Source organism: Nakamurella sp. (assembly GCF_044224575.1).
GTDB lineage: Bacteria > Actinomycetota > Actinomycetes > Mycobacteriales > Nakamurellaceae > Nakamurella.
This window is the reverse complement of sequence record NZ_JBGAKE010000006.1, coordinates 112,538-139,492: the sequence shown is the minus strand read 5'-3', so window position 1 is coordinate 139,492 and position 26,955 is coordinate 112,538. Positions and strand designations below refer to the sequence as shown.

21 protein-coding genes are annotated in these 26,955 nt (G+C 72.2%); 19 read left to right on the top strand and 2 right to left on the bottom strand.

What is annotated here, in order from left to right; translation table 11 throughout:
• Positions 1-42 precede the first annotated feature (42 nt).
• Together dnaE and ACILSK_RS08935 are read left to right on the top strand one after the other, a co-directional pair.
• On the top strand, positions 43-3,570 hold the full coding sequence (dnaE, locus tag ACILSK_RS08940; RefSeq protein WP_395726799.1) for a DNA polymerase III subunit alpha: 3,528 nt from the start codon (positions 43-45) through the stop codon (positions 3,568-3,570).
• Positions 3,567-4,073 (top strand): DUF2567 domain-containing protein, encoded by a 507-nt coding sequence (locus ACILSK_RS08935; RefSeq protein ID WP_395726798.1) that lies wholly within the window; start codon positions 3,567-3,569, stop codon positions 4,071-4,073. The genes dnaE and ACILSK_RS08935 overlap by 4 nt, the downstream gene beginning before the upstream one ends.
• On the opposite strand, the gene ACILSK_RS08930 is transcribed toward ACILSK_RS08935, so the two are convergent.
• On the bottom strand, positions 4,036-4,752 hold the full coding sequence (locus ACILSK_RS08930; protein WP_395726797.1) for an NUDIX hydrolase: 717 nt from the start codon (positions 4,750-4,752) through the stop codon (positions 4,036-4,038). The genes ACILSK_RS08935 and ACILSK_RS08930 overlap by 38 nt on opposite strands.
• A gap of 87 nt (positions 4,753-4,839) precedes the next feature.
• On the opposite strand from ACILSK_RS08930, the gene nadA reads away from it, so the two are divergent.
• From nadA to ACILSK_RS08865, 13 genes are all read left to right on the top strand, one after another.
• Positions 4,840-5,844: a quinolinate synthase NadA gene (nadA, locus tag ACILSK_RS08925; RefSeq protein WP_395726796.1), complete on the top strand. Its 1,005-nt coding sequence runs from the start codon at positions 4,840-4,842 to the stop codon at positions 5,842-5,844.
• The gene (gene nadB / locus ACILSK_RS08920) at positions 5,841-7,418 is read left to right on the top strand and encodes an L-aspartate oxidase (protein ID WP_395726795.1); all 1,578 of its coding nucleotides are present in this window, start codon (positions 5,841-5,843) and stop codon (positions 7,416-7,418) included. The genes nadA and nadB overlap by 4 nt, the downstream gene beginning before the upstream one ends.
• Positions 7,415-8,263 carry a carboxylating nicotinate-nucleotide diphosphorylase gene (nadC, locus tag ACILSK_RS08915; RefSeq protein ID WP_395726794.1) on the top strand — a complete coding sequence of 283 codons (849 nt, stop codon included), beginning with the start codon at positions 7,415-7,417 and terminating at the stop codon, positions 8,261-8,263. Before nadB ends, nadC begins: the two co-directional genes overlap by 4 nt.
• A gap of 17 nt (positions 8,264-8,280) precedes the next feature.
• Positions 8,281-9,576 carry a histidinol dehydrogenase gene (hisD, locus tag ACILSK_RS08910; RefSeq protein ID WP_395726793.1) on the top strand — a complete coding sequence of 432 codons (1,296 nt, stop codon included), beginning with the start codon at positions 8,281-8,283 and terminating at the stop codon, positions 9,574-9,576.
• Complete coding sequence (locus tag ACILSK_RS08905) at positions 9,573-10,676, top strand: histidinol-phosphate transaminase (RefSeq protein ID WP_395726792.1); 1,104 nt, start codon at positions 9,573-9,575, stop codon at positions 10,674-10,676. Before hisD ends, ACILSK_RS08905 begins: the two co-directional genes overlap by 4 nt.
• The gene (hisB, locus tag ACILSK_RS08900) at positions 10,676-11,275 is read left to right on the top strand and encodes an imidazoleglycerol-phosphate dehydratase HisB (RefSeq protein WP_395726791.1); all 600 of its coding nucleotides are present in this window, start codon (positions 10,676-10,678) and stop codon (positions 11,273-11,275) included. Before ACILSK_RS08905 ends, hisB begins: the two co-directional genes overlap by 1 nt.
• Complete coding sequence (locus ACILSK_RS08895; RefSeq protein ID WP_395726790.1) at positions 11,272-11,427, top strand: hypothetical protein; 156 nt, start codon at positions 11,272-11,274, stop codon at positions 11,425-11,427. Before hisB ends, ACILSK_RS08895 begins: the two co-directional genes overlap by 4 nt.
• A complete protein-coding gene (gene hisH / locus ACILSK_RS08890; RefSeq protein WP_395726789.1) occupies positions 11,424-12,056 on the top strand; it encodes an imidazole glycerol phosphate synthase subunit HisH in 633 nt (210 codons plus the stop codon). Before ACILSK_RS08895 ends, hisH begins: the two co-directional genes overlap by 4 nt.
• 10 nt (positions 12,057-12,066) lie before the next feature.
• Positions 12,067-12,699 carry a hypothetical protein gene (locus tag ACILSK_RS08885; RefSeq protein ID WP_395726788.1) on the top strand — a complete coding sequence of 211 codons (633 nt, stop codon included), beginning with the start codon at positions 12,067-12,069 and terminating at the stop codon, positions 12,697-12,699.
• 82 nt (positions 12,700-12,781) lie between these two features.
• The gene (locus ACILSK_RS08880) at positions 12,782-14,236 is read left to right on the top strand and encodes a DUF222 domain-containing protein (protein ID WP_395726787.1); all 1,455 of its coding nucleotides are present in this window, start codon (positions 12,782-12,784) and stop codon (positions 14,234-14,236) included.
• A complete protein-coding gene (locus ACILSK_RS08875) occupies positions 14,233-15,765 on the top strand; it encodes a DNA polymerase Y family protein (RefSeq protein WP_395726786.1) in 1,533 nt (510 codons plus the stop codon). The genes ACILSK_RS08880 and ACILSK_RS08875 overlap by 4 nt, the downstream gene beginning before the upstream one ends.
• Positions 15,765-19,040 carry an error-prone DNA polymerase gene (locus ACILSK_RS08870; protein ID WP_395726785.1) on the top strand — a complete coding sequence of 1,092 codons (3,276 nt, stop codon included), beginning with the start codon at positions 15,765-15,767 and terminating at the stop codon, positions 19,038-19,040. Before ACILSK_RS08875 ends, ACILSK_RS08870 begins: the two co-directional genes overlap by 1 nt.
• A 23-nt stretch (positions 19,041-19,063) precedes the next feature.
• Complete coding sequence (locus ACILSK_RS08865) at positions 19,064-19,570, top strand: hypothetical protein (protein WP_395726784.1); 507 nt, start codon at positions 19,064-19,066, stop codon at positions 19,568-19,570.
• A gap of 4 nt (positions 19,571-19,574) precedes the next feature.
• Here ACILSK_RS08865 and ACILSK_RS08860 read toward each other — a convergent pair whose 3' ends face one another.
• Complete coding sequence (locus ACILSK_RS08860) at positions 19,575-20,879, bottom strand: competence/damage-inducible protein A (RefSeq protein ID WP_395726783.1); 1,305 nt, start codon at positions 20,877-20,879, stop codon at positions 19,575-19,577.
• A gap of 37 nt (positions 20,880-20,916) precedes the next feature.
• On the opposite strand from ACILSK_RS08860, the gene ACILSK_RS08855 reads away from it, so the two are divergent.
• The 4 genes from ACILSK_RS08855 to ftsY are packed head-to-tail and all read left to right on the top strand — an operon-like array spanning position 20,917 to position 26,923.
• A complete protein-coding gene (locus tag ACILSK_RS08855; protein WP_395726782.1) occupies positions 20,917-21,711 on the top strand; it encodes an exodeoxyribonuclease III in 795 nt (264 codons plus the stop codon).
• The gene (locus ACILSK_RS08850) at positions 21,711-22,433 is read left to right on the top strand and encodes a type 1 glutamine amidotransferase (RefSeq protein ID WP_395726781.1); all 723 of its coding nucleotides are present in this window, start codon (positions 21,711-21,713) and stop codon (positions 22,431-22,433) included. Before ACILSK_RS08855 ends, ACILSK_RS08850 begins: the two co-directional genes overlap by 1 nt.
• On the top strand, positions 22,430-25,438 hold the full coding sequence (locus tag ACILSK_RS08845) for a bifunctional [glutamine synthetase] adenylyltransferase/[glutamine synthetase]-adenylyl-L-tyrosine phosphorylase (protein ID WP_395726780.1): 3,009 nt from the start codon (positions 22,430-22,432) through the stop codon (positions 25,436-25,438). Before ACILSK_RS08850 ends, ACILSK_RS08845 begins: the two co-directional genes overlap by 4 nt.
• An 18-nt stretch (positions 25,439-25,456) precedes the next feature.
• Positions 25,457-26,923, top strand: a complete 1,467-nt coding sequence (gene ftsY, locus ACILSK_RS08840; RefSeq protein WP_395726779.1) for a signal recognition particle-docking protein FtsY — start codon at positions 25,457-25,459, stop codon at positions 26,921-26,923.
• Positions 26,924-26,955 lie beyond the last annotated feature (32 nt).

Genomic DNA, 26,955 nt, shown 5'->3' with positions numbered 1-26,955 from the left:
ACGCGCCGAGCACTGTCGGAAGCCCGTGCTAAGAACTAGGGCGTGAGCAACACCGACTCCTTCGTTCACCTGCACGTGCATACCGAGTACTCGATGCTCGACGGCGCGGCCAGGCTGGGGGAGTTGTTCGCCCGGACCGCTGAGCTGGGGATGCCCGCGTTGGCGATGACCGACCACGGCAACGTGTTCGGCGCCCACGACTTCTACCGGCAGGCCCGCGCGGCCGGGGTGAACCCGATCATCGGGATGGAGGCCTACCTCACCCCGAACACGTCCCGGTTCGACAAGACCCGGGTCCGGTGGGCCGACGGCGGCGACGACGACGTGTCCGGGGCCGGCGCCTACACCCACATGACCCTGCTGTCCGAGACCACGCAGGGCATGCACAACCTGTTCCGGTTGGCCTCCCGGGCGTCCCTGGAGGGCTTCTTCTACAAGCCGCGGGCCGACCGGGAACTGCTGTCCGAGTACGCATCCGGCCTGATCGGCACCACCGGCTGCCCGTCCGGCGAGGTGCAGACCTGGCTGCGGATCGGCAACTACGACAAGGCCAGGGCCTCCGCCGCGGAATTCCGGGACATCCTGGGCAAGGAGAACTACTTCCTGGAGCTGATGGACCACGGCCTGTCCATCGAGACCCGGGTCCGGGACGGGTTGATCCGGCTCGCCCGCGACCTGCAGCTGCCGATGATCGCCACCAATGACCTGCACTACACGAACAAGGCCGACGCGAGCGCGCACGAGGCCCTGCTGTGCGTGCAGTCCGGCAAGACCCTGGACGACCCGAACCGGTTCAAGTTCGACGCGGACGACTTCTACCTCAAGTCGCCGGCCGAGATGCGTGCGCTGTGGGCCGACAAGTACGACCTGCGCGAGGCCTGCGACAACACGCTGCTGATCGCCGAACGCTGCTCCGTCGCCTTCGACGAGTCGTCCTCGTACATGCCGCGCTTCCCGGTCCCGGACGGCGAGACCGAGCAGACCTGGTTCGTCAAGGAGGTGGAGAAGGGCCTGACCATCCGGTTCCCGGATGGCATCTCGCCCGAGGTGCGCAAGCAGGCCGACTACGAGGTCGGCGTCATCACCGCGATGAACTTCCCCGGCTACTTCCTCGTCGTCGCCGACTTCATCAACTGGGCCAAGGACCACGGCATCCGGGTCGGCCCGGGCCGCGGCTCCGGCGCCGGCTCGATGGTCGCCTACGCGATGCGCATCACCGACCTGAACCCGTTGGTGCACGGGCTGATCTTCGAGCGGTTCCTCAACCCGGACCGCGTCTCCATGCCCGACTTCGACGTGGACTTCGACGAACGCCGGCGCGGCGACGTGATCCGGTACGTCACCGAGCGGTACGGCGACGACCGGGTCGCGCAGATCGTCACCTACGGCACCATCAAGGCCAAGCAGGCGGTCAAGGACTCCGCCCGGGTGCTGGGCATGCCGTTCTCCGTCGGCGACCGGATCACCAAGGTGATGCCGCCACCGGTGATGGGCAAGGACGTGCCGCTGGCCAAGATCTTCGAACCGTCGGACTCCCGGTACGCCGAGGGCGGCGAGTTCCGCACCCTGGTCGACACCGACCCGGACGTGCGCAAGGTGGTCGACACCGCCCGCGGGCTGGAAGGGCTGAAGCGGCAGTGGGGGGTGCACGCCGCCGGCGTCATCATGTCGTCCGCCCCGCTGCTCGACCTCATCCCGATCATGAAGCGGGAGCAGGACGGGGCGATCATCACCCAGTTCGACTACCCGACCTGCGAAAAGCTCGGCCTCATCAAGATGGACTTCCTGGGGCTGCGCAACCTGACCATCCTGGACGACGCGGTGGGCAACATCCGCGCCAACCGCGAGGTCGACATGGTCCTGGAGGACCTGCCGCTGGACGACAAGCCCACCTACGAATTGCTGTCCCGCGGCGACACCCTGGGCGTGTTCCAGCTCGACGGCGGCCCGATGCGGGCCCTGCTGCGGTCGATGCGGCCGGACAACTTCGAGGACATCTCCGCGGTCATCGCCCTGTACCGGCCGGGTCCGATGGGCGCCAACTCGCACAACGAGTACGCCGACCGCAAGACCGGCCGCAAACCGGTGGTGCCGATCCACCCCGAGCTGGCCGACGCGCTGGCCGACCTGCTGGGCGACACCTACGGGCTGATCGTCTACCAGGAGCAGGTGATGGCGATCGCCCAGCACCTGGCCGGCTACACGTTGGGCGCGGCCGACCTGCTGCGCCGGGCGATGGGCAAGAAGAAGAAGGCCGAGCTGGACGCCCAGTACGAGACCTTCTCGGCCGGCATGGCCAACCGCGGCTACGGCCCGGCCGCGATCAAGACGCTGTGGGACATCCTGCTGCCGTTCTCGGACTACGCCTTCAACAAGGCGCACTCGGCGGCCTACGGAATGCTGTCCTACTGGACCGCGTACCTCAAGGCCAACTACCCGGCCGAGTACATGGCCGCGCTGCTCACCTCGGTCGGCGACGACAAGGACAAGATGGCCATCTACCTGGCCGAATGCCGGGCCATGGGGATCAAGGTGCTGCCACCGGACGTCAACGCCAGCGTGCAGAACTTCGCCCCGGTCGGCACCGACATCCGGTTCGGGCTCGGCGCGGTGCGCAACGTCGGTACCGGTGTCGTCGCCTCCATCGTCGCCTGCCGCAAGGACAAGGGCGCCTACACCGACTTCTATGATTTCCTGGACAAGGTCGACGCCACCGCCTGCAACAAGAAGGTGGTCGAGTCGCTGATCAAGGCCGGCGCGTTCGATTCGATGGGACATCCGCGCAAGGGCCTGCTGATGGACCATGTGCGGGCCGTCGACGAGGTGCTGGGCCTGAAGAAGGCCGAGGCGATCGGCCAGTTCGACCTGTTCGGCGAGATGACCCAGGAGGAGAAGGGCGACACCTTCCGCGGGCAGGTCCCGGACACCGAGTGGGACACCAAGCTGCGGCTCGGGTTCGAGCGGGAGATGTTGGGGCTCTACGTGTCCGGGCATCCGCTGGCCGGAGTGGAACACATCCTGTCCGCGCAGTCCGACGCGTCCATCCCGGACATCCTGGACGGCACCGTCCCCGACCGCGCGATGGTCACCGTCGGCGGGATCCTGACCAACCTGCAGCGGCGGTTGACCAAGAAGGGCGATCCCTGGGCCTCGGCGACGTTGGAGGACCTGGCCGGCGGCGTCGAGGTCGCGTTCTTCCCCAAGGTCTACCTGGAGACCGCGATGCTGCTGGCCGAGGACGCGATCGTGCTGGTCAAGGCGCGGGTGGCGCGGTCCGACGACCGGCTGTCCATTCACGCCCAGTCGGTGGTGGTGCCCGACCTGTCCAACGATCCGGCCAAGGGTCCGGTGCAGGTGTCGATCGCCGCGCAGCGCTGCACACCGCCGGTGGTGGACCGGCTCAAGGACGTGCTGCAGGCCCATCCGGGGACCACCGCCGTGCACCTGCGGCTGCTCAACGGGTCCCGCTGCACCACGCTGAAGCTGGACGACGGGCTGCGGGTGACCCGCACGTCGGCGTTGATCGGGGACCTCAAGGCGCTGCTCGGCGCGGACTGCATCGCGTCGTGACCCGGGTCCTGATCGCCTGCGGCGCCGCCGGCGTGCTGCAGGGCCTGATCTGGGCGTTCCTGGCGCCGGGCATGCCGTACAAGGTGCTCGCCGACGGCCGGTCCGCGCCCCTGCCGACCACCAGCAGTTACCACTTCGTCGGCCTGGCCCTGTTCTGCTGGCTCGGCATCATCGCCGGCGTGCTCATCGCGCTCGGCGCCTGGCGGATCCGGTCGGCCCGCGGCGCTCGGGTGCTGCTCGTGGTGGTCGGCGGCTCGGCGGCCGGGGCGTTGATCGCCTGGGGAGTCGGCCTGCTCGTCGCGCCGGGCATCGATCCCACGTCGGTCGGGGCGTCGTCGGCCGACTCGATCGTGACCGCGCCGCCGACCACCGGCACGATCCTGGCCGTGCTCGCCCAGCCCGCGATCGCCGCGCTGGTCTACACCTTCCTGGTCGCCTGGAACGGGCAGCCGGACCTGGAGGTTCCTACCCTGGCGGTCGGAACGCCGCGAACGGATCCGTGACCCGGTACTCGCCGACGCTGAAGCGGTACATGGCCGCCGGCCGGCCGCCGCTGGGGCCGGGGGGAGCGGTCGATCCGGTCGGCTCGAGCATGCCGCGGCGGGTCAGGATGCGCTGCAGGTTGGTGACGTCGACGTCGTGGCCCAGGGCCGCAGCGTAGATCCGGCCGAGCTCGGCGAGGGTGAAGCTGGCCGGGGCCAGGGCGAACCCGATGTTGGTGTAGGACAGCTTGGCCTGCAGCCGCTGCAGCGCCCGGTCGGCGATACTGGCGTGGTCGAACGCCATCTCGGGCAGTGCGTCGACCGGGTGCCAGGCCGTGTCGGCCGGCAGGGTCGGGTGCGCGTCCATCGGCACCAGGCCCAGGAATCCGGTGGCCACCATCCGCACGTCGGGCATCCGCTGCGGGTCGGAGAACACGCCGGTCTGCTCCAGGTGGGTGACCTGCCGCAGGTCGACCTTCTCGGCCAGTTGCCGCCGGGCCGAGGCGTCGACGTCCTCGTTGTCCCGGACCACCCCGCCGGGCAGGGCCCACCGGCCGACGTCCGGTTCCTTGGTCCGCCGCCACAGCAGCAGCTGGAGGCGGGGCTTCGGGCCCCGGTGGACGGTGAACACGGCGGCCAGCACCTCGAGCAGGCTGGCGCTCTTGCGGCCCGTTGGTGAGCCCGACCCCCCGGGAAGCATGTTCCCGATTGTAAGTCGATAACCCAGCTGATAAACTCAGGGCGTTTTCGATCAGTAGTCGAAAACCTGGCTTCCGGTGGAGGACACATGACCGCGACTCTCGATGATCACGCCGATCTCGCTCGTGACTTGCCCGCGAACTGGGCCGCCCGGGTCCGAGAGCTGGCCGAACAGCGCGACGCCGTCATCCTGGCGCACAACTACCAGGTCGGCGCCATTCAGGACATCGCGCACCACGTCGGCGACTCGCTGGCGCTGTCCCGCATCGCGGCGACCGCCCCGCAGAGCACCATCGTGTTCTGTGGCGTCCACTTCATGGCCGAGACCGCCAAGATCCTGTCGCCGGACAAGACGGTGCTGATCCCGGATGCGGACGCCGGCTGCTCGCTGGCCGACTCCATGACCGCCGACCAGCTGCGCGAGTGGAAGGCGGCCAATCCCGGCGCCGTCGTCGTCTCGTATGTCAACACCACCGCCGAGGTGAAGGCCGAGACCGACATCTGCTGCACCTCGTCGAACGCCGTCGAGGTCGTCCGGTCCATTCCCGCGGAAACGCCGGTGCTGTTCGGCCCGGACCAGTTCCTCGGCGCGCACGTGCGCCGGATCCTGGGCCGGGACAACATCCAGGTGTGGGGTGGCGAGTGCCACGTGCACGCCGGCATCAACGGTGGCCAGCTCACCGCGCAGGCCAAAGCGCACCCGGACGCCGACCTGTACATCCACCCGGAGTGCGGCTGCGCGACCAGCGCGCTCTACCTGGCGACCGCCGGCGCCGTGCCGGCCGAGCGGGTCAAGATCCTGTCCACCGGTGAGATGGTCGACGCCGCGAAGGTGGGCCGGAGCAAGCAGGTGCTGGTGGCCACCGAGATCGGCATGATCCACCAGCTCAAGCGCGCGGCTCCCGGTGTCGACTTCCTGGCCGTCAACGACCGGGCGTCGTGCAAGTACATGAAGATGATCACCCCGGCCAAGCTGTTGCGGTCCCTGGAGGAGCTGCGCGACGAGGTCGTGGTCGACCCCGACATCGCCGCCCGGGCCCGCGGCGCGGTCGAGCGAATGATCGGCATCGGCATGAGCGGCGGTGGGGAATGAGCATCTCGGCGGCCGGCGCGCTGCTGCCGGATTGGGAGGCGACGGCGGACGTCGTCATCGTCGGGACCGGGGTCGCCGGGTTGACCTGCGCCCTGGACCTGGCCGGCCTGCGGGTGCTGGTCGTCACCAAGGGCGCCCCGGACGAGGCGAACACGACGTGGGCGCAGGGCGGCGTCGCCGTCGTCCGCGACGAGCACGACGCCGGTGATTCGGTCGCCGCGCACGTGCGGGACACCCTGGTCGCCGGGGCGGGGCTGTGCGACCCGGCCGCGGTGTCGCTGATCCTGGCCGAGGGTCCGGACGCGATCGCCCGGCTCATCGCCCGGGGCGCGCACTTCGACGCCGGGACCGGCGGGCTGCTGCGCACCCGGGAGGGTGGGCACACCGCGAACCGCGTCATCCACGCCGGCGGTGACGCGACCGGCGCCGAGATCGAGCGCGCCCTGCTGGCCGCCGTCGGCTCGTCGGCCGGGGTGCCCCCGGTGCTGGCCGACCACCTCGCGCTGGACGTGGTGCTGGACGGCACCGGGCGGGCCCGTGGTCTGTCGGTGCTGGCGCCGGACGGCCGGATCGGTCTGGTCCGAGCGACCGCGGTCGTGCTGGCCACCGGCGGCGCCGGCCACCTGTACGCCGCGACCACCAATCCCGGCGTGGCCACCGCCGACGGCCTGGCCATGGCCCTGCGGGCCGGCGCCGCGCTGGCCGACGTCGAGTTCATGCAGTTCCACCCGACCGTGCTGTGGACCGGCCCGGGTGATCTTGGCCACCGGGCGCTGGTCACCGAGGCCGTCCGCGGCGAGGGCGCGGTGCTCATCGACGCCACGGGGGCGCGGGTGATGCGCGGCGTGCATCCGCTGGCGGACCTGGCGCCGCGGGACATCGTGTCGCTGGCCATCACCCGCCGGCTGGCGACTGCCCCCGGCGGGGTGACCGACCACGTCTACCTGGACGCCACCTCGATCCCGGCGCCGGTGTTCCGGCGCCGTTTCCCGACCGTGTCCGCGGCCTGCCTGTCGGCCGGCATCGATCCGACCCGGCAGCCGATCCCGGTCGCGCCGGCCGCGCACTACCACTGCGGCGGGGTGGTCACCGACCTGGACGGCCGGACCACGATCCCCGGTCTGCTGGCCATCGGCGAGGTCGCCCGCACCGGGCTGCACGGGGCCAACCGGCTGGCCTCGAATTCGCTGCTCGAGGGCCTGGTCATGGGGGAGCGGGCGGCGGTCGCGGTCCGCGGAGACGTTTCCGCGGCAACGTCCCGGCCCGCCGAACTCATCATGATGCCGCCGCCGGGCGCCGACCCGGCCGGCCGGCTCGAGCTGCAGGCGACCATGAGCAGCTCCGCCGGGATCGGCCGCGATCTGCCCGGTCTGCTGGCCGCGCAGTCGGCCGTCGCCTCGCTCGGCGACGCTCCGGCCGGGAACGTTCCCGCGGAAACGGTCGACCGCGCGTCGGTGGAGATGGCGAACCTGGTTGCCGCTGCCGGAGCGCTGCTGACCGCCGCGGAGCTGCGCACCGAGTCGGTCGGCTGCCACGTGCGCACCGACCAGCCCGTCCCGGCGGTGGCCCGATGATCGAATCCCTGATCGATCAGGCGGTGATCGACCGGGCGCTGGCCGAAGACCTGATCGACGGTCCCGACGTCACCACCACGGCCACCGTGCCGGCCGACCAGGTCGCCCGGGCGCAGCTGACCCCGCGCCAGACGGGGGTGCTGGCCGGTGGGCCGATCGCCGCCCAGGTGTTCCGCACCGTCATCGGGCCGGCGGTCTCCGTCGAGCAGCTGGTGGCGGACGGCGACCCGCTGGTGCCGGGCGAGCCCGCGTTGGTGGTGCACGGCCCGACCGCCGGTCTGCTGACCGCCGAGCGGACGGCGTTGAACCTGTTGACTCACCTGTCCGGCATCGCATCGGCCACCCGGGCCTGGGTGGACGCGGTGGCCGGCACCGGTGCCCGGATCCGGGACACCCGCAAGACCCTGCCCGGCCTGCGGGCCCTGGAGAAGTACGCCGTCCGCTGCGGCGGCGGGGTGAACCACCGGATGAGCCTGGGCGACGCCGCCCTGATCAAGGACAACCACGTGGCCGCGGCCGGGTCCGTGACCGCGGCGATCAAGGCGGTCCGGGCGCTCGATCCGGACATCGCCCTGGAGGTGGAGGTCGACACCCTCGCGCAGTTCGACGAGGCGATCGGCGCCGGCGCCGAACTGGTGCTGCTGGACAACTTCTCGTTGGCCGACACGGTCGAGGCGGTGCGCCGGGCCCGGGCCCTGCCGCGGTACGTGCAGTTGGAGGCGTCCGGCGGGTTGACCCTGGACCGGGCCCGCTCGGTGGCGGAGACGGGCGTCGACTTTCTCGCGGTGGGCGCGCTGACCCACTCGGCCCCGGCGCTGGACATCGGTCTCGACCTGGTCGGCTGACACCCTAGGCTTGATCCATGCTTCAACGGATCGACCTGCGCGCCGGGCTGCCTCGCGTGCTCGGTGATGTGCTGCCCCGGGCGGCCGTCGACATCGGCACCGCGACCGCCGTGGTCGCACCGCTCATCGACGACGTGCGGGTCCGCGGCGCGCAGGCCGTCCTGGACGCGTCCCACCGGTTCGATGGGGTGCGGCCGGCCGCTTTGCGGGTACCGGCGTCAGCGATCGAGGCGGCCGCCGGTGCCATCGCCGGGCCGGTGCGGGACGCGCTGGTCGAATCCATCGCGCGGGCTCGGGCGGGTCACCGGGCCCAGCTGCCCACGGAAACGGTCACCGAACTGGCGACCGGCGGGGTCGTCCGGCAGCGCTGGGTGCCGGTGCGCCGGGTCGGTCTTTACGTGCCCGGTGGCCGGGCGCTGTACCCGTCGAGCGTCGTGATGAACGTCGTTCCGGCGCAGGTCGCCGGCGTCGATGCCATCGCCGTCACCTCGCCGCCGCAGAAGGACAACGACGGGTGGCCCGACCGCAACGTGCTGGCCGCGTGCGCGCTGCTGGGCATCGACGAGGTCTACGCCGCCGGCGGTGCGCAGGGGGTGGCGCTGCTGGCCCTGGGTGCGGAGGGCGTCGAACCGGTCGACGTGATCACCGGGCCGGGGAACGTCTACGTCACGGCGGCCAAGCGGCTGCTGCGCGGCGTCGTCGGCATCGACTCGGAGGCCGGTCCCACCGAGATCGCGGTGATCGCGGACGACAGTGCGGTCCCGGAGTTCGTCGCCGCCGACCTGATCTCGCAGGCCGAGCACGATCCGCTGGCGGCATCGGTGCTGATCACGACGTCCGAGGCGCTGGCCGACGCGGTGGATGCCGCGCTGCCGGCGCGGGTCGCCGCGACCAAGCACGCCGAGCGGATCACCGAGGCGCTGACCGGTCCGCAGTCCGGGGTGGTGCTGGTCCGCGATCTCGACGACGCCTTGGCCGTGTCCGACGCCTACGCCGCCGAACACCTGGAGATCCAGACCCGGGACGCCGCCGGCGTCGCCGCCCGGGTGCGCAACGCGGGGGCGGTGTTCGTCGGGTCGTACTCGCCGGTGTCGCTGGGGGACTATTGCGCCGGCTCGAACCACGTCCTGCCGACCGGCGGGTCGGCCCGGTTCTCCGCCGGCCTGGCCGCCACCACGTTTCTGCGGCAACAGCAGGTCATCGACTACACGCAGGAGGCGCTGCGCCAGGTGGCCCCTCATGTGGCCGCGCTGTCGGCGGCCGAGGACCTGCCGGCGCACGGCGAGGCCGTGACCGCGAGGTTCGGTTCATGAACGAGGTCACCCTGGCCGACCTGCCGCTGCGCGAGGACCTGGTCGGCAAGTCGCCCTACGGTGCGCCGCAGCTGGACGTGCCGGTGCGGATCAACACCAACGAGAACCCGCACCCGCCGTCGGTGGCGCTGGTGCAGGACCTGGCCGCGTCGGTCGCCGCCGCCGCGGTCGACCTGAACCGGTACCCGGATCGGGATGCGGTCGCGCTGCGGGAGTCGCTGGCCGACTACCTGTCGCGGTCCACCGGCGTGCCGCTGACCGGCGCGAACGTGTGGGCGGCGAACGGGTCCAACGAGATCCTGCTGCAGCTGTTGCAGGCGTTCGCCGGCCCCGGGCGGCTGGCCCTCGGGTTCGAGCCTTCGTACTCGATGCACCCGATCATCGCCTCCGGCACCCGGACCACTTGGCTGGCCTGCCCCCGGCGGCCCGATTTCACCGTCGACGTCGACGCCGCCGTGGAGCTCGTCGCCGAGCGGCGGCCGGACGTGCTGTTCATCACCAGCCCGAACAATCCGACCGGCGGATCGCTGCCGCTCGCGGACGTGGCCCGGCTAGCCGAGGCGACCCCCGGCATGGTCGTGGTGGACGAGGCGTACGCCGAGTTTTCGTCCCGGCCGTCGGCGATCGAGCTCATCGGGACGTTCCCGCGGAAACTCGTCGTCGTCCGGACCATGTCCAAGGCGTTCGCGTTCGCCGGTGGCCGGCTGGGCTACCTGGCCGCGGCGCCGGCCGTCATCGACGCGTTGTTGCTGGTCCGGCTGCCGTATCACCTCTCGACGCTGACCCAGGCCGCCGCGCTGGCCGCGCTGCGGCACGCCGACGACACCCTGGCCTCGGTCGCCCATCTGGTCGCCGAGCGGAACCGGGTCGCCGCGGCCCTGACCGACTTGGGCCTGCGGGTGATCGAGTCCGACGCCAACTTCCTGCTGTTCGGCGAGTTCGCCGACGCCAAGGCGACGTGGCAGCAATACCTGGACGCCGGGGTGCTGGTCCGCGACATGGGCATTCCCGGGTACCTGCGCACCACCATCGGCACCGACGCCGAGAACGACGTCCTGATCAAGGTGACCCGATCCTTGACCTCGTTGAAGGAGAACTGATGGCCCGGCGGGCGCGCATCGAGCGCACCACCAGCGAATCTTCGGTGCTGGTGGATCTTGACCTGGATGGCACCGGGCAGGTGGAGATCTCCACCGGCGTCCGGTTCTACGACCACATGCTGATCGCGTTCGGCGTGCACGGCAGCTTCGACCTGACCGTCCGGTCCGTCGGCGACATCGACATCGACGCCCACCACACCGTCGAGGACACCGCCATCGTGCTCGGCCAGGCGATCGGCCAGGCCGTCGGGGACAAGAAGGGGATCCGCCGGTTCGGGGACGCGTTCGTGCCGATGGACGAGACGCTCGCGCACGCCGCGGTCGACCTGTCCGGCCGGCCCTACAGCGTGCATCTGGGTGAGCCGGAGAACATCTTCGGCGCGGTGGTCGGCAACAACTACCCGGTGGTGCTCAACACCCACGTGTTCGACTCGCTGGCCTTCCATGCGCGGATGAACCTGCACGTCCGGGTGCTGTACGGGCGGGACCCGCACCACATCTGCGAGGCCCAGTACAAGGCGATCGCCCGCGCGCTGCGGGTGGCGGTGGAGCCGGACCCACGGGTGAGCGGCATCCCATCAACCAAGGGCGTGCTGTGACCCAAGTGCTCCCGATCGCGTTGATCGGGCTGGGCGGGTTCCTGATCGGCGGGGTGATCTCGCTGTCGCGCAAGTCGGTGCCGGCGGCGGTCATCCTCGGGGTGTTCGCGGCGGGCTGCATCGTCGGCGGGATTGCGTGGTTGGCGTCATGACCGAATTGGTGGTGCTCGACTACGGGTCGGGCAATCTGGCCTCGGCCGAACGGGCCCTGCGCCGCACCGGGGCGTCGGTGACGGTCACGTCCGACTTCGATGCGGCGCTGAACGCGGACGGCCTGGTGGTTCCCGGCGTCGGCGCCTACGAGGCGTGCATGCAGGGGCTGACTGCGGTGCGCGGGCAGCGGATCATCGACCGGCGAGTGGCCGGGAACCGGCCGGTACTGGGCATCTGCGTGGGCATGCAGATCCTGTTCGAACGGGGCGTCGAGCACGGGGTGGAGACGGCCGGGGTCGGGGAGTGGCCGGGCACCGTGGAGCGTCTGCAGGCGCCGATCGTTCCGCACATGGGCTGGAACACCGTCTCCGCGGGAACGGGTTCGGTGCTGTTCGACGGGCTGGACCCGCAGACCCGGTTCTACTTCGTGCACTCCTACGCGGTCCGGACCTGGGAGCTCGAGGTCACCGAACCGTTCACCCCACCGGTGGTGACCTGGGCCGAGCACGGCGGCGACCGGTTCGTCGCCGCGGTGGAGAACGGCCCACTGTCGGCGACCCAGTTCCATCCGGAGAAGTCGGGAGATGCCGGCGCCGAGGTGTTGCAACGCTGGGTGGCCTCGATCTAGCATCGAACGCATGTTCGATGGACCGGCTGTGCTGCCCGTTGCTGCCCCGTTGGCGGCGGCGTTGCCGCGCGGCGGTCTGACCCGGGGCTCGGTGGTCAGCGTCCTGGGTCAGGGGGCGACCAGCCTGCTGTACACCCTGCTCGCCGGGCCGGTGGGGTGCTGGTCGGCGCTGGTCGGCATGCCGGGACTCGGGTTGGCCGCGGCCGCCGAGCTGGGCGTCGACCTGAACCGGGTGGCGCTCATTCCCGACCCCGGGGCTGATGCGATGCAGGTGGTGTCCATCCTGATCGACGGGGTGGATCTGGTGGCGGTCGCGCTTTCTCCCTCGATTCGGCCGGCCGCGTCGCGGCAGCGGGTCATCGGCGGTCGGCTCCGGCAGCGTGGGTCGGTCCTGCTGGTGCTCGGTCCGTGGCCTGGTGCCGATCTGGTCCTCACCGCCCGAGGAATCGGTTGGCACGGCCTCGGCCGGGGGCATGGCCGGCTCCGGGACCGAGAACTGGCGGTGCAGGTGGGCGGACGACGGGCGGTCGGCCCCGGTTCCCGGGTCGAGTTGGTGCTGCGGGCCGATCGCGGTGCGGTGCGGATCGAGCCCACGGCTCCGGCGGTGCCGGCTGCGGTTCCGGCGGTCGCCCGGGTGTCCTGACGTGCGGATCGGTGACTGTCAGACCCTCTTCCTAGTGTGTGGACACCCGTTCTGGACGGGTGGTGAACAGAGGGGTGACGTGATGACAGACCTGGTGGACGACCTGACCGAGGCCGATCTGGCCGCGATGTGGATGAGCCGCCCGAACCGGTCGGTGGGCTCCCCGGCGTCGGCGCCGTGGTTCGCGAATCCGTTCGCCGGGGTGCCGCCGGAGCAGGACGATGCACCCTTCGACGTGCCCATCAAGTCTCAACCTGGACTTGAGGTTGATGGCAAGGAAGAGCCTCTGACGGAGCTGGAGGGGCGGATCACGTCGATGGCGGCCCGGCTGGCTGCCGAGACGCGGGAGTGGTTACGGCTGGTGGCCGAATTCAACCGACGCAAGGGGTGGGTGCAGTGGGGCATGCGGTCCATGGCCCACTGGCTGTCGTGGTCCTGTTCCGTCGGTCCGGGGGTGGCCCGGGAGTACGTGCGGGTGGCGACTGCGCTGACGAAGCTCCCCCAGGTGGACGAGGCGTTCGCGCAGGGCACGCTGTCGTACTCGAAGGTGCGAGCGGTCACCCGGGTCGCGGACCGGGTGGACGAGGAGACGCTGCTGGAACAGGCGAAGGTGCATTCCGCGGCTCAGCTGGAAAAGGTGGTCCGCGGGTACCGCAAGGCCGATCGGGTCGACCGGCCGGTGGAGGAGCGGCGCAGGGCCCGCTGGTTCTACGACGACGACGGCATGCTGGTGCTGTCCGCCCGGTTGACCGCCGAGGAGGGGGCACTGTTCATCGCGGCGCTGGAGCAGGCGCGGACCGGTGAGCTGGAACCGGCCGGGTGCCCCGACGAGGCCGTCGATCCGGCGCAGCTGCCGTCCGATGTGGATGCCCTGGTGGCCCTGGCGACGATGGCCCAGGCCGCCGGGCCGGTCGATTCCTCCGGGGACGATCGGCACCTGGTGGTGGTGCACGCCGATGCGCTGGTGCTGGCCGGGGAGCAGGATCCCGGGCCGGACGCGCAGTGCCGGATCGAGCACGGCCCCGGCCTGACCGCGGTGGCGGCCCGGCGGCTGGCCTGCGATGCGGCACTGGTCGCCTGGGTGTCCTCGGCGGTGCATCCGGGCGAGAAGCTGAAGCTGGGCCGCAAGACCCGCAAGATCTCGGCGGCGTTGCGGCGGGCGCTGCGGTTCCGGGACGGCGGGTGCCAGTTTCCCGGTTGCCCCCGCAAGCGGTTCCTGGACGCTCATCATGTCGTGCACTGGGCGGACGGCGGCCCCACCAATCTGCGCAACCTGATCCTGCTCTGCCAGCGACACCACCGGGCGGTGCACGACGACGGGTTCACCCTGAACCCGTTACCCGAGCCCGGCCGGTGGGTGTTCCATCGACCGGACGGCACTCCGGTCCCGGCTGCGCCGACCCCCGAGGCCGTTCCCGCGGAAACGTCCGAACAGGCACCCGACCGCGACCCGGATCGCCTGCGCCCGGCGCAGCACGGCGAACCGTTCAGCCTGCGCGACAGCGTCGACGTGTTCTGCCGCAACGCAGCGCCATGACCAGGACCATCGTCGTCTGGTGCCCGGACTGGCCGGCGGTGGCGGCCGCGCGGCAGGCGGGCCGGTCGGCGGCCGATCCGGTCGCGGTGTTCCACGCGAACCGGGTGCGGGCCTGCTCCGCGGCGGCGCGAGGCGAGGGGGTGCGGGTGGGTCAGCGGCGCCGGGACGCCCAGGCCCGCTGCCCGGAGCTGCTGGTTGCGGCCGTCGACCAGGACCGGGACGCGCGGATGTTCGAACCGGTCGCCGCGGCGGTCGAGGAGCATGCGCCGGGGGTGGAGGTGCTGCGCAGCGGGGTGGTGGCCTGCCCGGCCCGGGGTCCGTCCCGCTACTTCGGATCGGAGGCGGCCGCCGCCGAGCGGATCGTGGACGCGGTCGAGGCGTTGGACGTCGAATGTTGCGTCGGCATCGCCGACGACCTGGAGGTGGCGGTGCTGGCCGCGCACCGGACGGCCATCGTCCCGACCGGCGGATCGGCCGCCTTCTGTGCCGGTCTGCCGATCATCGACCTGTCCCGTGATCCGGCGATCTGCCCGCCCACCCGGGTCGAGCTCACCGACCTGCTGATCCGGCTCGGCATCACCACCGTCGGCGCATTCGCCGCGCTGCCGCCGGACAAGGTAGCGACCCGGTTCGGCGCCGACGGGGTGCGGGCCCACCGGCTGGCGCTGGGCCGACCGGAGCGGGGACTGTCCCGCCGACAGATCCCCGAGGAACTTGTCGTCGAGCAGGAATGCGATCCGCCACTGGACCGGGTGGACGCCGCCGCCTTCGCCGCGCGGGCGTTGGCCGAACGGTTCCACGCCCGGCTCGCCGACGCCGGCCTGGCCTGCACCCGGCTGGTCATCACCGCGGCCACCGACCGGGGCGCCACCCTGTCCCGGACCTGGCGGTGCGCCGCGCCGCTGACCGCGGCCGCCACTGCCGACCGGCTGCGCTGGCAGCTCGACGGCTGGCTCACCCACCGGCGGGAACCCGGTGCGATCACCCGGCTGGTGTTGGAACCGGTGGAGGCGGTCGGCTCCGGGCACATCCAGTACGGCCTGTGGGGATCCGACGGGCAGGACGACCAGCGGGCCGGGTGGGCGTTCGCCCGGGTGCAGGGGCTGCTCGGACCGGAATCGGTGCTGTCCCCGGTGCCCGCCGGTGGTCGCAGCGCGCAGGACCGGGTGACGCTGGTGCCCTGGGGTGACGAGCGCGTCAGTCCGCGCGATCCCGCGGCGCCGTGGCCCGGCGCGATCCCGGCGCCCTCCCCGGCCCGCCTGGCCGACCCGACCCCGATCACCGTTCTGGACGAGGCCGGCGGGCCGGTGCGGCTCACCGACCGCGGCCTGCTCACCGGACCGCCCGCCCGGCTGGACGGCAAGCGGGTCGACGCCTGGGCCGGGCCGTGGCTGCTGGACGAGCGCTGGTGGGCCGGTGGGGAGGTAGCGGCCCGGCTGCAGCTGGTCACCGACGACGGCGCTGCGCTGCTGGTCCGCTCGACCGGCGGTGGCGACGGCGGCTGGCGGATCGAGGGGGTGTACGACTGATGGGCTGGAACAACCCGAACGTGCCATGGAGCGAGCTGGAACGGGCCCTGTCCGGCCGTGCCCCCGGGCCGGGAAAGCGGCCGTTGAAGGCGATCCAGCACTGGCAGCGGCACCGGCCCGACCCGCCCCCGCCGCCCGAGCCGCTGCCGGGACAGAGCACCCCATACGCAGAACTGCACTGCCACTCCGCGTTCAGCTTCCTCGACGGTGCGTCCACGCCCGAGCAGCTGGTCGCCGAGGCGGTCCGGCTCGGGCTGAGCGCGCTGGCCATCACCGACCACGACGGCCTCTACGGCATCGTCCGGTTCAACGAGGCGGCCCGGGAGGCGGGGCTGCGCACCCTGTTTGGCGCCGAGCTGTCCCTGGGCCTGCCCGAGCCGCAGCTGGGCGTGGCCGACCCGGTCGGCGAGCACCTGCTGGTGCTGGCCCGCGGCCAGGAGGGCTACCACCGGCTGTCCACCGGGATCAGTCACGCCCAGCTGGCCGGCCGGGAGAAGGGCCGGCCGGTCTACGACCTGGACGAGTTGGCGAACGCGGCGCAGGACCAGTGGCTGATCCTCACCGGCTGCCGCAAGGGTGCGGTGCGGCGCGCCCTGGCCGGAGGCGGCCCGGACGCCGCCCGCCGGGCGCTGGGCGAGTTGATGGACCGGTTCGGCCGCGGCAACGTCGTCATCGAGCTCACCACCAGCCTGCTGCCGACCGACGACGAGAACAACGACGCCCTGGCCGCCCTCGCGCACGAGCTGAGCCTGCCGATCGTCGCCACCACCGCCGCGCACTACGCCACCCCCGCCGACGGCCGGATCGCCGCCGCGATGGCCGCGGTGCGGGCCCGGCGCAGCCTGGACGAGGCCGACGCGTACCTGCCGCCGGGGCCCGGGGCGCACCTGCGGTCGGGCGCGGAGATGGCGCGGCTGTTCGCCCGGTACCCGGCCGCGGTGCCCACCGCCGCAGCGATCGGCGAGCAGTGCGCGTTCGACCTGCGGCTGGTCGCCCCGAAACTGCCGCCCTACGACGTGCCCCCCGGCCACGACGAGAACTCCCACCTGCGGCAACTCACCCTGGCCGGCGCCGCGCGGCGGTACGGCACTCCGGAGCAACGGCCCGACGCCTATGCGCAGATCGAGAAGGAGCTGGCGATCATCGCCGGCCTCGACTTTCCCGGCTACTTCCTGATCGTCAACGACATCGTCGGTTTCTGCCGCGGCGCGAACATCATGTGCCAGGGCCGCGGCTCGGCGGCCAATTCCGCGGTCTGCTACGCGCTGGGCATCACCGCGGTCGACGCGGTCAGTTACGAATTGCTGTTCGAGCGGTTCCTGGCCCCGGAACGGGACGGCCCGCCGGACATCGACGTGGACATCGAGTCCGACCGGCGGGAAGAGGTGATCCAGTACGTCTTCCGCAAGCACGGCCGGGAGCGGGCGGCGCAGGTCGCCAACGTCAACACCTACCGGCCGCGGATGGCGGTGCGGGACATGGCCAAGGCGCTGGGGCACTCGCCGGGCCAGCAGGACGCCTACTCCAAGCAGTTGGACGGCTGGACCCCGTTGGCCGGTCAGGATGCCAGCGGTGTCCCGACCGACGTCCTCGCGCTGGCCCAGCGGATCCAGGACTACCCACGGCACCTGAGCATCCACTCCGGCGGCATGGTCATCTGCGACCGGCCCGTCTCGGAGGTCTGCCCGGTGGAGTGGGCCCGGATGGAGAACCGGTCGGTCCTGCAGTGGGACAAGGACGACTGCGCCGCGATGGGCCTGGTCAAGTTCGACCTACTGGGCCTGGGCATGCTGTCGGCGCTGCACTACGCGGTCGACCTGATCCGGGCGTACGAGGGCGTCGACGTCGACTTCGCCCGGCTCGACCTGGAGGAACCCGCGGTCTACGAGATGCTGCAACGGGCGGACTCGGTCGGCGTGTTCCAGGTCGAGTCCCGCGCGCAGATGGCCACCCTGCCGCGGCTCAAACCCCGCACGTTCTACGACCTGGTCGTCGAGGTCGCGCTGATCCGGCCCGGCCCCATCCAGGGCAATGCGGTGCACCCGTACATCCGCCGTCGCAACGGCGAGGAGAAGGTCACCTACGACCATCCGGTGATGGAGAAGTCGCTGGCCAAGACGCTGGGCATCCCGTTGTTCCAGGAACAGTTGATGCAGCTGGCCGTCGATGTCGCCGGGTTCGACGCCGGTGAGGCCGACCAGCTGCGAAGGGCGATGGGCGCCAAACGATCCACCGCGCGGATGGAGAAGCTCAAGCAACGGCTGTACGACGGGATGAAGAGCCATCACGGCATCGAGGGACCGATCGCCGACCGCATCTACGAGCGGCTGCTGGCGTTCGCCAACTTCGGGTTCGCAGAGTCGCACGCCCTGTCGTTCGCGTCGCTGGTCTTCTACTCGTCCTGGCTCAAGCTGCACCACCCGGCGGCGTTCTGCGCCGCGCTGCTGCGGGCTCAGCCGATGGGGTTCTATTCGCCGCAGTCGTTGGTCGCCGACGCCCGGCGGCACGGCGTGACGGTCCGCCGGCCGGACATCAACGCCTCCAATTTCCATGCCGACCTCGAGCCCTGCACGCACAGCCGGCCCGCGGTTCGGCTGGGGCTGGACGAGGTCCGCAGCATCGGCGCCGAGCTGGCGGAGAAGATCGTCGCCAACCGGCCGGTTGGCGGGTACCGCACGCTGGACGAGCTGACCCGGGCCGTCACCATGACGGCGCCGCAGGTCGAGGCGCTGGCCACCGCCGGCGCGCTGGACGGGTTGGCCGGCACGAGACGGCAGGCGTTGTGGGCGGCCGGCGCCGCGGCGGGGGAGCGGGCCGGCACCCTTGACCTGCCCGAGCCGGAGGCCCCGGCGCTGCCCGGGATGAGCGATATCGAGCTGACCGTCGCCGACATCTGGGCCACCGGCATTTCCCCGGAGTCGTACCCCACCGAGTTCTCCCGGACGCAGCTCGACCGGTGGGGGGTGAAGACGGCCGGCGACCTGAAGGGCGTCGAGCACGGGACGCGCGTGCTGGTCGCCGGGGTGGTCACCCACCGGCAACGACCGGCCACCGCGTCCGGGGTCATCTTCGTCAATCTGGAGGACGAGACCGGGATGCTCAACGTCATCTGCTCGGTGGGCCTGTGGGCCAAGTACAAGCAGGTGGCCCGGGGCTCGGCGGCGCTGCTGGTGCGGGGGGTGGTGGAACGGTCCGGCGGGGCGATCTCGATCGTCGCCGACCGGATCGCCCGGGTGACCCTGATCGCCAGCACCCCCTCCCGAGACTTCCGCTGACGACGACTGGCACGATCGACCCAATGAGCGAGGTCTACGAGAATGCCGCGGTGTCGCTGATCCTGGCCGACTTCGCGGTCGCCGATCAGCTGGGCAAACTACAGATGGTCGGCGGCGGGCTGCAGCTCATCGGCCGCGACCACAACACCGGGGTGTCCGCGGCGTTCGCGCTGGTGGTGAGCCTGACGTTCCCGCCGGCGCTGTTCAACGAGCAGTACGCGTTCGAGGTCGTCCTGGAGGATGCGGCCGGCAATCCGCTGGAGCTGGCCGAGTCCGCCGCCGTGCCCGGCAGCCGGGTCATGCGCTTCGGGCAGACCCTGCAGATCGAGGAGCCGAACTTCCGCGGCAGCGGCGTGCCCCGTCGTGCCCTACCGACCCGCTCCCATGTCGTCCTCTACTTCAACACCGGGCTGCCGTTGCCGCCCGGCCGGGTGCTGGTCTGGCGGGCCCGCATCGACGGTGAATCCAAGCCCGATTGGACCGTCCCGTTCTTCGTGCCGGCGCCGCCGCCGGCGCCGGTGCTCGGCTGAACCCTCAGCGCCGGCCGGCCTGCCACAGCAGGTGCATCGCCAGGTCGGTGGCGCGCTCCCGGATCTGGGCCCGGTCGCCACGCAGCACCGGGTCGCGGGCCAGCACGGCGCCGTCGTCGGTGGTGACGCACAGGCAGACGTAGCCGACCGGTTTGTTGGCGGTGCCGCCGTCCGGGCCGGCGATGCCGGTGATGCCCACCGCGACGGCGGCGCCGAACCGTTGCCGCGCCCCGTCCGCCAGCGCCCGCGCGACCTGCGGCGACACCGCGCCGTGGGCCGCGAGCGTTTCCGCGGGAACGTCCAACTGGCTCACCTTCGCCGCGTTGGAGTAGGCGACGGTGCCGCCGGCCACATAGGCGGACGACCCGGGCCGCTCCGTGAGCCGGGCGGCGACCAGCCCGCCGGTGCACGACTCCGCCGTTGCGACGAACCAGCCCCGGTCCAGCAGCACGCGGGCCAGCGCCTCGTCGGTGGTCGTGCCGTCGGCACTGACCAGCTGATCGCGGTGCCGGGCGACGATCTCGTCCGCCAGGACGGCCGCCCGCGATTCGAGACCGGGCGCGGGCCGGATGTCGACCTCCAGTTCGGACCGGCGCAGGCAGGTGATCACCTCGATATCGGCCGGTACCGCCAGCTCCCGCAGCGTCTGCGCGATCACCGGCTCCGGCAGGCCGAAGAACCGCAGCGAGCGGGCCGCCGCCGCGGGCACCCGGGTCAGCAGCTCGGCGACGGGGGCCGCCGACAGCACGGACGGCCACATGCCCTGCAGTTCGGACGGCGGCCCCGGCAGCACCACGATCAACGGGCCGCCGGGCCGGCGCAGCACCAGCCCGGGGGCGGTGCCGACCGGGGGCAGCGCGAGTGCGCCCACCGGCAGCATCGCCTGCTTGCGGACGCCGGCCTCCAGCGCGGCGTCGAGCGGGGCGTCGAGCGGGGCGTCGGCGACGTTCCCGCGGAGTCGCGCCCACTCCGCCACGGTCCGGTTGACCTGCGCATACATCTCGGGATCGAGTTCAACGGGCACCCCGGCGAACCGGGCAACGCACTCCACGGTCAGATCGTCGGCGGTCGGCCCCAACCCGCCGCTGGTCACCACCAGCGCGCAGCCCGCGGCGGCGGCCAACGCATCGGCAAGGTCCGCCGGCCGGTCGCCCACCACGAGCAGCCGGCCGACCTGGAACCCCAGTTCGGTCAGTTGCCCGGCCAGCCATGGCCCGTTGCGGTCGGCGATGGTTCCGGTGAGCAGCTCGCTTCCGGTGACCACGATGGCCGCCCGCGGGCGGGCAGCAGCGGGCTCAACGGTGTCCATGGCCCGAACCCTAAGCGGGTCTGGCACGATCGGGGGAATGCGTCTGGCGACCTGGAACATCAACTCGATCCGCGCCCGGCACGACCGGGTCCTGGCCTGGCTCGAGCGCAGTGACATCGACGTCCTGGCCTTCCAGGAGACCAAGATCGACGACGCCCGCTTCCCGGTCTCCTCGTTCGAGAAGCTGGGATACCAGGTGGCCCACCACGGCACGAACCAGTGGAACGGGGTGGCCATCGCCTCCCGGGTCGGCCTGGACGACGTGCAGGTCGGGGTGCCCGGGCTGCCGCCGTTCGGGGACGACGCCGAGGCCGAGGCCCGGTCCATCGGGGCGGTCTGTGCCGGCGTGCGGGTGTGGAGCCTGTACGTGCCCAACGGGCGGGTCGTCGACGACCCGCACTACCACTACAAGCTGCACTGGCTGGCCGTGCTCCGCGACTACGCCGAGAAGGTGCTCGCCAACGAGCCGCACGCGCCCGTCGCGCTGTGCGGTGACTTCAACATCGCGCCCACCGACGACGACATCTGGAGCGTCGAGTACTACCAGGGCTCCACCCACGTCACCGGGCCGGAGCGGCAGGCGTTCGCCAACCTGGTTGACGCCGGCTACACCGACGTGGTCCGGCCGTTCCACCCGGGCCCGGGGGTTTACACCTACTGGGACTACACCCGGCTCAGCTTCCCCAAGCGGCGGGGCATGCGGATCGACTTCGCGCTGGCCAGCCCGGCGCTGGCGGCCCGGGTCACCGGCGCGCAGATCGACCGGGAGGAACGCAAGGGCAAGGGCTCGTCGGACCACGCCCCGGTGATCGTCGAGTTCCGGGACGCCTGATGCCCACCATCCTGGTGCTGGAACACGACGAGTCCGACCCGGTGCAGCGGCTGGGCGACTGGCTCGTCGAGGCGGGCGCCGAGCTTGTGGTCTGCCGGTTGCACGCCGGCGACCGGATACCGGACACGTTCGACGGCCTGGTCTGCCTGGGTGGGCGGATGAACGCCTGGGATGACGACGCCACGCCGTGGCTCGCCGACACCAAGGCGCTGCTGCGCCGGGCCGTCGCCGCCGGCACCCCGACGCTGGGTATCTGCCTGGGCGCCCAGCTGCTGGCCGCCGCGGAGGGCGGCACGGTCGAACGCGGGACGAACGGCCCGGAGATCGGCGCGTACCTGGCGGCGAAGCGGGACGCCGCCGCGGACGACCCGTTGTTCGGACCGGTGCCGATGACGCCCGACGTCATGCAGTGCCACGACGACGTGGTCACCGCGCTGCCGCCGGGCAGCACGCTGTTGCTGTCCGGCACCGGCTACCCGCATCAGGCGTGGCGGCAGGGCCGCGCGGCCTGGGCGCTGCAGTTCCACCCCGAGCCCACGGCCGACGCGGTGCGGGAGTGGGCCCGCGGTCACGGCGTCACCGACGGGCCGCGGCTGGGACCGATGCTCGACGAGGCGGCCGACGCGGCGGCCGAGGTGTGGCGGGACCTGGCCCACCGGTTCGTAGCCGTCATCGCCACGCCGCCGGTGGGGCGCGCCACGCTCGCGCTGGTGCCGCGATGACCCGCCCGGCGCTGCGGACCCCGGCCCGGTACGGGCTGCCGGACACCGAGCGGGTGCGTGCCGACCTGGCCGAGACCGGACTGTGGGGGGCGGACGGGCCGGTCGCGGCGAACGAGAATGTCCTGCTCGCGCTGGCTCGCACCGGACGCCCCGAGCTGGCCGCGTACGGCCTGGCCCGCCTGCACGAGGCGGACGGCAACCCGGCGCTGATCATGGAGGCGCTGCGCACCCAGCCACGGTTCCGGGGACGCCTGTTGGGGCTGCTCGGCGCTTCCACCGTGCTGTCCGAGCATCTGGCCGCCTGGCCCGAGGACTGGCACAACCTGCTGCCCGAGGCACCGGCCGAGGAACTCGTCTCCGCCGAGAGCATGCGGCGGGTGCTGTCCGCGGCGGTCGGCGTCGACCCCGACGCGCCGCCGTGCACCGGTTCCGACGGGGCCAGGGCCACCGTCACCGGGGCCAAGGCGATCGCCGCCCTGCGCCGCGCCTACCGCTCGCAACTGTTGATCATCGCCGCGCACGACCTGGCGCCCGCCGTCGAGTCGTCGCTGCCGACCACCGCGCTGCCCGCGGTCTGTCAGGCACTCACCACGCTGGCCGACACCACGCTGCAGGTCGGGCTGTCCGTCGCCGCCGGCGAGCTGGGCGCGGCCCCGACGCCCTTTCGGCTGAGCGTCATCGCCATGGGCAAGGCCGGCGCCAAGGAGCTCAACTACCTGTCCGACGTGGACGTGATGTTCATCGCCGACCAGGCCGAGGCGGCGGTGCCGCTGGCCAGCCTGATGATGCGCATCTGCGGCGGCGCCGCCTGGGAGGTGGACGCGGCGCTCCGGCCGGAGGGCAAGGCCGGCGCGTTGGTGCGGACGCCCGCCGGCTTCAGCAGTTACTACGAGCGGTGGGCGCACACCTGGGAATTCCAGGCCCTGCTCAAGGCCCGGCCGGCCGCGGGCGATCCGGCCCTGGGCGAGGTATTCATGGAGATCACCCGCCCCGGGGTGTGGTCGGCGGCGAGCCGGGAGTCGTTCGTCGACGACGTGCAGGCGATGCGCCGCCGGGTCGAGGACAACATTCCGGACAAGCACCGCGATCGCGAGCTGAAGCTCGGCGCCGGCGGACTGCGCGACGTCGAGTTCGCGGTGCAACTGCTGCAACTGGTGCACGGCCGGTCCGACCCCGCGCTGCGCCTGCCGGGCACCCTGATGGGGCTGCGGTCGCTGATCCGCGGCGGCTACGTCGGCCGCACCGACGGTGCCGAGATGGCCGCGGCCTACACGTTCCTGCGCCGGGCCGAACACCGGCTGCAACTGCAGCGGCTGCGCCGCACCCACCTGCTGCCCGACGACGGCGCCGACATGGAGTGGCTGGCCCGGGCCGACGGGTACCTGGCCACCGGTACCTCCAGTGCGGCCGACGTGTTCGTCGCCGAACGGACCCGGCACGCCACCACCGTCCGCCGGCTGCACGAGAAGCTGTTCTACCGGCCGCTGCTGCACGCCGTCGCCGCGGTCGAGATGGACGAGTCGCGGCTGTCCGCAGAGGCGGCCCGCGAGCGGCTCGCCGCCCTCGGCTTCATGCGGCCGGACGCGGCCATGCGGCACCTGGCCGCGCTGACCCAGGGGGTCAGCCGGCGCGCCGCCATCCAACGGCACCTGCTGCCGGTGCTGCTGGACTACTTCTCGACCAGCCCGGACCCGGACGCCGGCCTGCTCGCCTACCGGCACGTCTCCGAGGCGCTGGCCGACACGCCCTGGTACCTGCGGCTGCTGCGCGACGAGGGGTCGGTGGCCAGCCGGCTCGCCGGACTGCTCGGCGGGTCCCGGCTGGTCGCCGACCTGCTGCCGCGGGCCCCCGAGGTGCTCAAACTGCTCGTCGACGACAAGGACCTGCTCGCCCCGGAGCCGGAGGCCGTCGCCACCGCGCTGATGGCCCGGGCCGGCCGCGCGGCCCGGGCGCAGGATGCGGTCGACGTGGCCCGGTCCGGCCGGCGGCACGAGATGCTGCGGCTGGCCTGCGGCGACATGCTCGGCCTGATCTCGGTGCAGAACATCGCCCGCGGCCTGAGCAGCGTCGCCGAGATCACCGTCGAGGCCGCGTTGCAGGCGGCGATCAAGCAGGTCACCAAGGATCGCGGCGGGTTCCGGGCCGCCTTCGCGGTGATCGGGATGGGCCGGCTCGGCGGGGGAGAGCTGGGGTACGGGTCCGACGCCGACGTGATGTTCGTCATGCAGACGCTGCCCGGGCAGGACGAAACGGAGGCCCGGGCCGACGCCAACGCGGTCGCCGACCTCATGTCGCGGTTGCTGGGCCGGCCGTCACCCGACCCGCCGCTGGAGATCGACGCCAACCTGCGGCCGGAGGGCAAGAATGGGCCCCTGGTCCGCCCGCTGGCCGGATATCAGGCGTATTGGACCCGCACCGCGGCGGCCTGGGAACGGCAGGCGCTGCTGCGGGCCCGGCCGGTCGCCGGGGACCGCGCGCTGGGCGCGGCGTTCGTGCAGGCGGCGGACGCGTTCCGGTACCCCGATGGCGGCCTGTGCCTGCGCGACGTCGTGGAGATCCGCCGCATCAAGGCGCGGGTGGACGCCGAGCGGCTGCCCCGCACGGCCGACCGGACCACGCACACCAAGCTCGGCCGCGGCGGCCTGGCCGACGTCGAATGGACGATTCAGCTGCTGCAACTGCAGCACGCCCACGACGTGCCCGATCTGCGTACGCCGAGCACCCTGCCGGCCATCGCGGCGGCCGCCCGGGCCGGGCTGATCAGCGACGAGGACGCCGAGGCGCTGACCAACGGCTGGCTGACCGCGTCCCGGACCCGCAACGCGATCATGCTGGTGCGGGGCAAGCCTGACGACCAGATCCCGCGGCAGGGCCGCGAGCTCGCGGCCATCGCCCGGGCCTGCGGATACCCGCCCGGCGGCGACCCCGGCGAGTTCGTCGACGACTACCGGAGGGCCACCCGGCGGGCCCGCAAGGTGGTGGACCGGGTCTTCGACGAGGGCTAGTTCTGCGAGGATGGCCCCGTGCCAACCTGGATCTGGATCGTCATCGCCGTCGTCGTCGTACTGGCCCTCGCGCTGGTGCTGGGGACCGTCCGCGCCCGCGGCCGCCGCATCTCGCTCAAGGACGCGCCGCCGAAGGAGGTCGGCAAGACCGACGCGCCGCCGGCCAAGGGCGGGTACCAGGCCGGCGGGTCGATCTCGTTCTCCGCCGGAACGGCGACGGCCCCGGCCCCGCCGCGGCCGCCGACCAAGCCGATGCCGGTGGTGCCGGACCTGCTGCCCGAGCGGACCGAGGTGGACGGCCAACCCGGTGTCGGCGACGACGCCGCGGTGCCTCGGGACGCGCCGAGCCGGGACATCCTCGAGGTGCCGCTGCCCGAGGACGTGGTGATCGAGGAGATCGTCGTCGAGGAGACGACGGTGCGGCCCGACGGCACCGTGGAGACGGTCTTCGTCGAAGAGGTCATCGTCGAACCGATCGGGACGGCGCCGGGGGCGGTGGTCGACGGCACCGTCGGCGACGTGATCGACGAGATCGCCGCGCCCCCGGTACACGAGGAGATCGAGCCCACCGCCGGCCGGCTGTCCCGGCTGCGGGGCCGGCTGTCCCGGTCGCAGAACGCGTTCGGCCGATCGCTGCTGGGCCTGCTCGGCGCCGGCACGCTGGACGACGACTCCTGGGAGGAGGTCGAGGACACCCTGCTGATGGCCGACCTCGGTGCGGCGGCCGCGGCGGAGATCACCGAGCAGTTGCGGGCCGCGGTGGCCGCGCACGGCGTCACCGACGCGACCAGTGCCCGCGCCCTGCTGCGCAAGGTGCTCATCGACGCCGTCGACCCGTCGATGGATCGGTCGGTGCGGGCCCTGCCGCACGACGGGCGGCCCAGTGTGCTGCTGATCGTCGGCGTCAACGGCACCGGAAAGACCACCACCACCGGAAAGCTGGCCCGCGTGCTGGTGGCCGACGGCCGGCACGTGGTGCTCGGCGCCGCCGACACGTTCCGGGCCGCCGCTGCCGATCAGCTGCAGACCTGGGGGGAGCGGGCCGGGGCCGTGGTGGTGCGGGCGGATGCCGGGGCCGACCCGGCGGCGGTCGCGTTCGACGCGGTCAAACGGGGCATCACGGATGGCGCCGACGCCGTGCTGATCGACACCGCCGGCCGGTTGCACACCAAGACCGGGCTGATGGACGAGCTCGGCAAGGTCAAACGGGTCGTTGAAAAACTGGCGAAAGCAGACGAAATTTTGCTGGTGCTGGACGCCACCACCGGGCAGAACGGCCTGGTGCAGGCCACCGTGTTCGCCGAGGTGGTGGACATCACCGGGATCGTGCTGACGAAGCTGGACGGCACGGCCAAGGGCGGCATCGTGGTGGCCGTGCAGCGGACGCTGAACGTGCCGGTCAAGCTGGTCGGGCTCGGCGAGGGCCCGGACGACCTCGCGCCGTTCGAACCCGCCGCCTTCGTGGACGCCCTATTGGGTGACTGAGCGTCACACGTTGTCTTCGCCCGGGAAACACG

Bases quoted from the DNA above. Each gene is read 5' to 3' on its own strand.
- ACILSK_RS08930 (WP_395726797.1), bottom strand. From the start codon at position 4,752: ATGCTTCCCGGGGGGTCGGGCTCACCAACGGGCCGCAAGAGCGCCAGC.
- nadA (WP_395726796.1), top strand. From the start codon at position 4,840: ATGACCGCGACTCTCGATGATCACGCCGATCTCGCTCGTGACTTGCCC.
- nadB (WP_395726795.1), top strand. From the start codon at position 5,841: ATGAGCATCTCGGCGGCCGGCGCGCTGCTGCCGGATTGGGAGGCGACG.
- nadC (WP_395726794.1), top strand. From the start codon at position 7,415: ATGATCGAATCCCTGATCGATCAGGCGGTGATCGACCGGGCGCTGGCC.
- hisD (WP_395726793.1), top strand. From the start codon at position 8,281: ATGCTTCAACGGATCGACCTGCGCGCCGGGCTGCCTCGCGTGCTCGGT.
- ACILSK_RS08905 (WP_395726792.1), top strand. From the start codon at position 9,573: ATGAACGAGGTCACCCTGGCCGACCTGCCGCTGCGCGAGGACCTGGTC.
- hisB (WP_395726791.1), top strand. From the start codon at position 10,676: ATGGCCCGGCGGGCGCGCATCGAGCGCACCACCAGCGAATCTTCGGTG.
- hisH (WP_395726789.1), top strand. From the start codon at position 11,424: ATGACCGAATTGGTGGTGCTCGACTACGGGTCGGGCAATCTGGCCTCG.
- ACILSK_RS08885 (WP_395726788.1), top strand. From the start codon at position 12,067: ATGTTCGATGGACCGGCTGTGCTGCCCGTTGCTGCCCCGTTGGCGGCG.
- ACILSK_RS08880 (WP_395726787.1), top strand. From the start codon at position 12,782: ATGACAGACCTGGTGGACGACCTGACCGAGGCCGATCTGGCCGCGATG.
- ACILSK_RS08875 (WP_395726786.1), top strand. From the start codon at position 14,233: ATGACCAGGACCATCGTCGTCTGGTGCCCGGACTGGCCGGCGGTGGCG.
- ACILSK_RS08870 (WP_395726785.1), top strand. From the start codon at position 15,765: ATGGGCTGGAACAACCCGAACGTGCCATGGAGCGAGCTGGAACGGGCC.
- ACILSK_RS08865 (WP_395726784.1), top strand. From the start codon at position 19,064: ATGAGCGAGGTCTACGAGAATGCCGCGGTGTCGCTGATCCTGGCCGAC.
- ACILSK_RS08860 (WP_395726783.1), bottom strand. From the start codon at position 20,879: ATGGACACCGTTGAGCCCGCTGCTGCCCGCCCGCGGGCGGCCATCGTG.
- ACILSK_RS08855 (WP_395726782.1), top strand. From the start codon at position 20,917: ATGCGTCTGGCGACCTGGAACATCAACTCGATCCGCGCCCGGCACGAC.
- ACILSK_RS08850 (WP_395726781.1), top strand. From the start codon at position 21,711: ATGCCCACCATCCTGGTGCTGGAACACGACGAGTCCGACCCGGTGCAG.
- ACILSK_RS08845 (WP_395726780.1), top strand. From the start codon at position 22,430: ATGACCCGCCCGGCGCTGCGGACCCCGGCCCGGTACGGGCTGCCGGAC.